6 protein-coding genes are annotated in these 6,946 nt (G+C 60.3%); 1 reads left to right on the top strand and 5 read right to left on the bottom strand.

Annotated elements, in window-relative coordinates; genetic code table 11:
- Positions 1-322: 322 nt before the first annotated feature.
- Together AC0QHF_RS05990 and rbfA are read right to left on the bottom strand one after the other, a co-directional pair.
- Positions 323-1,882 carry a glycoside hydrolase family 3 N-terminal domain-containing protein gene (locus tag AC0QHF_RS05990; protein WP_324703280.1) on the bottom strand — a complete coding sequence of 520 codons (1,560 nt, stop codon included), beginning with the start codon at positions 1,880-1,882 and terminating at the stop codon, positions 323-325.
- A 32-nt stretch (positions 1,883-1,914) separates the two neighbouring features.
- Positions 1,915-2,325 carry a 30S ribosome-binding factor RbfA gene (rbfA, locus tag AC0QHF_RS05995; RefSeq protein WP_324703281.1) on the bottom strand — a complete coding sequence of 137 codons (411 nt, stop codon included), beginning with the start codon at positions 2,323-2,325 and terminating at the stop codon, positions 1,915-1,917.
- A 446-nt stretch (positions 2,326-2,771) separates the two neighbouring features.
- On the opposite strand from rbfA, the gene sipA reads away from it, so the two are divergent.
- Complete coding sequence (gene sipA, locus AC0QHF_RS06000; protein ID WP_324703285.1) at positions 2,772-3,002, top strand: regulatory protein SipA; 231 nt, start codon at positions 2,772-2,774, stop codon at positions 3,000-3,002.
- Between the two features lie 113 nt (positions 3,003-3,115).
- Here the strand turns inward: sipA and AC0QHF_RS06005 are convergent, their stop codons facing one another.
- The 3 genes from AC0QHF_RS06005 to AC0QHF_RS06015 form a co-directional block, all read right to left on the bottom strand.
- Positions 3,116-3,832 carry an alpha/beta hydrolase gene (locus AC0QHF_RS06005; RefSeq protein WP_324703282.1) on the bottom strand — a complete coding sequence of 239 codons (717 nt, stop codon included), beginning with the start codon at positions 3,830-3,832 and terminating at the stop codon, positions 3,116-3,118.
- Positions 3,833-4,009: 177 nt separating this feature from the next.
- Positions 4,010-4,906: a type II secretion system F family protein gene (locus tag AC0QHF_RS06010; RefSeq protein WP_324703283.1), complete on the bottom strand. Its 897-nt coding sequence runs from the start codon at positions 4,904-4,906 to the stop codon at positions 4,010-4,012.
- 234 nt (positions 4,907-5,140) lie between these two features.
- Positions 5,141-6,835, bottom strand: a complete 1,695-nt coding sequence (locus AC0QHF_RS06015) for a tetratricopeptide repeat protein (protein WP_324703284.1) — start codon at positions 6,833-6,835, stop codon at positions 5,141-5,143.
- Positions 6,836-6,946: the final 111 nt, after the last annotated feature.

A 6,946-nucleotide genomic window follows, 5' to 3' on the forward strand; every position in this document is an offset into this window, starting at 1 on the left:
GCCAGTTAAGGCTTAAGCTGGTCAGCTACCTGAAGGGGAGGGCACGAAGCCCCCGTGCTTCAGCCGGGGGTGCTGACATTTATCTCTCTTCGCCGATCCGGCAATCAATCAAGTCTGAAATTTTAGTATGACACACCCGTTTCGGATCTGCCACATTTGTTTTTGCACCGACCCACCCAGCCGGCGGAGCCGGGGTCAGCCGCCAGAGGACGGGGAGAACGGGATTCAAATGCTCGAAAACCGACCGGGGATCGCCGAATCCGAAGGGAGACGAGGCTTGGCAACCTCCCCCCCGAAGTCTCCGGCGGACGGCTCGAAACCGTCATCCCAACAGCAGGTCGAGGGCGATCGCCTGAGCCGCCGGAATCTGAGCGTCGGAAAAAACGTAAGGTAAACTCGACGGAATTTCAGGTAGAAATTGTTCCAAGGTATAGGGACTACCGTAAATGACGAGGGCGCGAAGTTCGCCGGTTTTTAACAATTTCTTAAACCAAATGCGGGCAATTTCCGACAACCCGGCCGAGCCCCGGAAGGGGTTTCCGCGTATAAATAACTGCAGCAATGTCGGAGACAATTCCCCATCCTCCCCGGGGGGGGTGCGGCCGTGGCGGTCGAGCAGTTGCAGGGTGAAGCCTCGGTGCCCGGGGACGGCGATCGCGGGGGTGTGGTGTCCCAGGACGGGGCAGTTGAGCAGGTCGTCGGCCACCACCAGATTCCGCCACCCCTCCCGTCCGGGGTTCGGTGGCAGTTGCAGGGGGACCGCGGCGCCGGCCCGGACGGACTCCCGCAGGATCAGTTCCACCGTCTGGTTAGCCGCCGGCGTCGATAGATCCTCCAACCCGAATTGCCGTTGACGTTCCGGGGGGGATATTTTCTTTTTCATATAGGCGATGCGATCGCACGACATTTGAATCCGTTCCGGCGAGATTCGTCCCGACTCCACCGCCTCACAGACGGCTTGGATGGTGACTTCCGGATCTTCGGGCATCAACAGAATGTCCGCCCCCGCCTCCACCGCCAGCACCGACGCCTCAGCCAAACTGTAGCGGTCGGCGATCGCCCCCATCACCAGAGCATCGGTGACGATCAATCCTTCAAACCCCAATGCTTTCCGCAACTTTCCGGTCAAAATTTCCGGGGACAGGGTGGCGGGCAACGTCTCGTCCCAGGCGGGAATCAGCAGATGGGCGCCCATGACGCTATCGACCCCCGCCGCGATCGCCTCTTTGAACGGCGGCAACTCCACCGCCGCCAGCCGTTCCGGGGAGTGGGGGATCGTCGGCAACTCGATGTGGGAATCCACCGCCGTATCCCCGTGGCCGGGGAAATGCTTGGCCGAAGTCAACACCGGGTATCGGTGAGAGCCGCGGATAAACGCCGCCGCCAGCCGCCCCGCCGTCTCCGGCGTCTCCCCGAAGGCTCGGACGTTGATCACGGGGTTATCCGGGTTGTTGTTGACATCCACCACCGGCGCCAAAATCCAGTTCAAACCGATCGCCAAAGCCTCCCGGGCTGTGACGGCGCCCATTTCTTCCGCGTACCGCTCCGCCATTTCCGGATCTCGATTGGCGATCGCCCCCAAAGCCATCGGCGGGGGAAACCACGTCGCCCCCGCGAACCGCTGGCCCACCCCTTCCTCGATGTCCGCCGCCAATAGTAAAGGTATTTTAGCCCAGGACCGGAGCAATTGAGTCCGGACTGCCAGTTCCGCCGCGCTGCCGTCCACAAAGATCACCCCGCCGACGCCCAACTCTTCGAGCCAATACCGCAGGCGATCGCACGGCGGCTCCCAGGCCGGATAGCGAATTTGGTGGTCGAATAAGTGCCCCGACGCCCGCACCACCACCATTTGGGCGACCCGTTCGGCCAGCGAAAGCTCCATGTTCGTTTTCCCCACACCCCGTCAGTTCAAAATTATTCGGCTTCGGCGGAAGTGTCCGATTCTTCTCCCTCCTCCGCCTCCGAGTCTTTGTGATTCTGAGAGATCTCGTTGATCAGGGCCAAAATTTTGTCCCCCCGTTCCAGGGAGCGATCTTCGAGAAACACCACTTCCGGCGTCCGCCGCAGCCGCACCCGCTGCCCCAGATAGGAGCGGATGTAACCCGTCGCCGACCGCAACCCTTCCATCGTTTCCCGGCGGGCCTCTTCCGTCCCGTAGATGCTCACGAAGATTTTGGCGTGCTGCAAATCCCCGGAAACGTCCACGTCCGTGATGCTCACCATCCCGGTTCCCACGCGATCGTCTTTGATATCGTGGAGCAATATCTGGCTGACCTCCCGCTTGATCAGCGAAGCCACTCGGGAAACGCGACGATCTGTAGCCATGATGATTACCCCCTAGCGAGCTTCTGTCAATGGGACATTTTGCCTTCTTCGGATATCCGCCCGGGTGGGAGATTATTTCCCATCTCCTGCCGGCTTCGTCTGCGTCAACCGCCCGGGTATCCGAATTCTGGGGTGATGCCCGACTCCAGTTTACATCAGTTTCGGGCGACGGTGGGGAAGAATTGACAATTGACAGTTGACAGTTGACAATTGAGAATTATTTTTGTGCCTCGCCGGAGGTCAAAAATGCTATAATTGGCCCTCGGTGCGGGCAAATTTGCCCGCATCTGAAGCCGTAGCAGCGAAACCAGTGGGTCGGAGATCAAGACCGTCAAAATTGACAACTGGCGTCATCTATCATGTATTTTATGATGGGTGAATTCAAACCGCATTGGCATAGAAGTTGATCGGTTTGAATTTTGTTTAAAATTAAAAATTTTATGACTATGGAAAAAGAAAAAGAATTTGCCATCCATCAAAAAGTTCGGGTCATCGCCGTACCCCCCTACGTCAAAACCGCCGAACCGATGCCGATTCTCAGACCCCCGGACGCGATCGCATTGGGGGAAGTGGGTACAGTCCTCGATCGCCGTCCGGGCGGTTACTGGGGTGTCCGCTTCGCCAAAGGTGCGTTTCTGATGGATGCCCAGTATCTCGAAGCAGCAGAAGATAATTGATAATTGATAATTATTGATGGTTTTCGGTTCCGGAATCGGCGCGACAGCTTCCCCGAGTGGAGAATGCTGCCGCATTTGCATCGGTCGGATGCAATCTTGGGGTCGGGACAGATTTACCAGAGTCCGCGAACCGGAGGAGCCGGGGGAGGTACCGGTGCCGGAGGTGGCGGAACCGGGCGCGGGGGGGCCGGACGCGGGGGCGCCGGAGCCGGTCCGGGAAGATTGACCTCCTGCAGGGAGCAGCCGCCGACGATAACGGTTCCGTCGGAAAATTCGGTGCCGAAGTCGGAAGCCTGTCTGAACAGGGCACCGAGTTCGTCGCTCAAGCCCTGAATTTTGTCCACCGTCGCGGGGATGTTCGCCACATCGACGTACATTCCCGGGACGGGGTAGTAATTCAAGAAGTCCAGGAAGGAGATGGTGCCGTCGTCACTGACGGCATTGATCAACGCGGCCCGGATGGCCTTTCCGTTAGCAACCCGGCGGTGGGTGCGAACCGTTGCGCCGATGTCGTCGGTCAGTTCTTGGCCGGTCGGCGTGTAAATCATGCAGGCGAACGGCACGAGGTCGAAGCCGATTTCCAGGCTCATCAGACCGCGCAGGGTTTCTTCGTCGAGTCCGGAGGCGCCGACGATCTGACGGATGGTTTTGGTGGTGACTCCCTCGGTGGCGAATAGCTCCAGGTCGCTGACGGCGATCGGAGCCTGGAAGGGGCCGTAGGTGAGAACCACGCGATCGGCGGCTTCGGCGCCGGTTTGACCCAGCAAGATGCCGGCGATCGCTCCCAAAACCAATCCCGGACGAAAACGTTTCAGATTTGGTAGTTTCATTCGGTCAACCGATTGGTGAAAATCGATAGTGTTTGGCAGGAATTGGGGTGGGAATTGATCCGGGACAATTGCCAATGAGTTGGCTTTTGCCGACTCCCGACTCCCAATTCTGAACACCAGCTTAAATGTACCGGCTCAGTTTCACAAGATCGGCGACATTAAATTTTGGGAAATGGCTCAACTCGGGAGCAAGATGAACAGGGATTTCATAGCGTTGAGACTGAGGAGGGCCACCACGCCCCCAGCGGCCAGCAGGGTGACGGGCACCAAAATTCCCTGCATCACCCGCAACGATCGCTCCAATTCCCGTTCGTAATAGAGTTGGAGATGGTACAGGGCGCGCTCCAACTGGCCCGTCTCCTCCCCGGTGCGGATGGTGCGGATGGCCGCCGCGGGGAGGCGGTCTTCCAGACTTTGGCTGAGGGTTTTGCCGGCGGGGATCTGTCCCAGAGCTACGGTCAGGGTTCCGGCCATTTCCGACTTGGGGATGCGATCGCGCACCAATTCGATCGCCGTCAAAATCGGCAACCCGCACCGCAGGGGCAACTCCAACTGTCCCAGGTAGAGCATGGCCCGGGCGGTCCGGACGCGGCGCACCCAGGGCAAACGGGGGATCACTCGGGGCAGCGCCAACCCCGCCCCCAGAACCAGCAAACATCCCGCCAGCCAAGTGCCGAAGGTGGCTTTCGTGGTGTACAACAGCGTCGCCAACAGCAGCAGCAGGCTGACCCCGCTCGTCACCGCCGCCAGGGTGACGGAGCGGTAAAAATTTTGTCGGTCCCATTCCTGCCGTTCGAGTTTGGCCAGTTGCCAGCACATTTCCGGCAACGCCCCGCTTTTGGCCGCCACGTCCAGCAGGCTCGTCGTCCACGGGTCGAAGATGCGGGGCATCCGCCCCAAAGCCTGCGGCAGTTCTTCTCCCCGCCCCAGAGAGAGGATCGCTTTCCCCAGGTAGCGGCTCAGACGGCTCGGGCTCTTTTTGGCGATCGCGATCAGGCTTTTGTGTACCGTCAGACCGGAGTCCAGCAGCACCGCCAACTGAGAAAATAATTGCGCCTTTTCCAGAGGAGTCATTCGTTTAAAGCACCTGTATGGCGTCGCGCGCCGGGTGGGGGGTGGGGGGGCGACCGGGGCGGAGGAAGCTCCAGGGGTCGAGGGAGCCGAGGGAGCAACGGGTGGGACATCCAGACCCCTGGGGAATTAATTCCCGAGGGCGCAAACCTTGCGCCCCTACTAGCTCAAATCATCTCAAGATGATTGGGGAGTTTGTACGGATCTGATATAAACTTGCCTCCGGTCGCCTCCGCATCACTGAACCGCCAGTTTTCGCTTCACCCGCTCCCGGTGGGCGACGATGGTGGGGGCGTTCGGTTGCAGTTCTAGGGCGACTCCGTAGGAGTTGAAAGCCTCCTGGTAGCGGGCCATCTGCTCGAAGGCTTGCCCCCGCCTCACCCAGGCTTCCCAGGCGTCGGGTTTGATCTGGATCAGGTGGTCGTAGGCGGCGATCGCATCTTGAAATCGATCCAACTTTTCCAGGACGGCCCCCTGCTGCAACCAAATCTGATAATTTTCCGGCCAGATGGCGATCGCCTGCTCGAAGGCGTCTGCGGCCTGGAGGTACTGTCCGAGGCGGTCGAGGACCTGCCCGAGTTTCACCCAGCCCTCGAAGTTGTCGGGCTGCTCCCGCACCACTTTCCGGTAGGCGACGACGGCCTCCTCGTCCCGCTTCAGGTATTCCAGGGCCGCGCCGCGCTGGAGTCCGGCTTTGGAAGCCAGGTCCGGGTCGGCGACGGTCATTTGAATCACTTTATCGTAAGCCATCAGGGCCTCTTCGTAGCGCCCCAACTGCTCCAAGGTGAGTCCCCGGCGGTTCCAGGCATCGAGGAAGTTGGGCTGGACCTGCAGGGCGTTGTCGCAGGCGATGATCGCCTCCGGATAGCGTTTCAGGTGGTAGAGGGCCGTCGCCCGCCCCAACCAGGCCTCCGGGAAGTTGGAGTTGAGTTGGGTGGCCCGGTCGAAGGCGGCGATGGCGGAGCGGTAGTCTTTGATGTCCAGGAGCGTCTGGCCGCGGCCGATCCAGACGGCGGGGGACTCGGGGTTGATTTCCAGGGCGCGGTCGAGGTTGGCCAGGGCGGTTTTCGGCCACTGGGATTTCAGGGCCATGCCTTTGTAGAACCAGGCTTCGTAGTCGTTGGGTTGCAGTTCGATGACGCGGTCGTAGGCCGCGATCGCGTCTTCGTAGCGGCGCAGTTTTTGCAGGGCAATGCCCCGGTTGAACCAAGCCGGGTAGCGCTCGGGTTGCAGTTCCAGGGCTTTGTCGTAGGAGGCGATCGCTTCGGTGTAGCGGTACTGGCTCATTAGCATTTCCCCCCGGTTGAACCAGGCGTCGGAGTTGGCCGGCTGCAGTTGCACGGCGCGATCGTAGGAGGCGATGGCGTCGGCGTAGCGCTCCTCGTTCATCAGGGCGTTGCCCTGGTGGTACCAGATCGCCGATAGGTCTGGTTTGATTTCGATCGCCCGCTTGTAAGAAGCTGCCGCGGCCTGGAATTGCAGGCCGGCTTCCAGGGCTAGACCCCGCTCGTACCAGGCCTCGAAGTTCTCGGGTTTGATTTTCAGGGCTTTGTCGAAGGAAGCGATCGCCTCTTCGTTCCGCCCCAGTTTGGCCAGGGTGATGCCCCGGAACGTCCAAGCCCAGTAGTGGTTCGGGCGCAGTTTGATGGCGCGATCGTAGGAGGCGAGGGCTTCTTTGTGGCGCCCCAATTTTCGCAGGGTGTTGCCCCGCCGCAGCCACGCGGAATACCAGTCCGGCTTCAGGTCTACGGCGCGATCGTAGTGGGCGAAGGCTCCCTCGTATCGCCCCAGTTTGTAGAGTCGGTTGCCTCGGTTGAACTCGGGAAACGCTTTGAAGATATCGAAGGGCCCCGACCTCGGCCGCGCCGGCGATGTTTCGGGAGGGGTCGGGGGTGGCGCGATCGGGGGGGGAGGTGTGGACTCTTCGGGCATCTGCAAGGTGTCCGTATAACGACGGGCTGACGATATTAGGGGTCGAGAGAGATGTTACCATCTCCCCCTCCCATTCAAAACCGTGCATGAGACTTTCACCTCACACGGCTC

The organism is Lyngbya sp. CCY1209 (genome assembly GCF_055795065.1).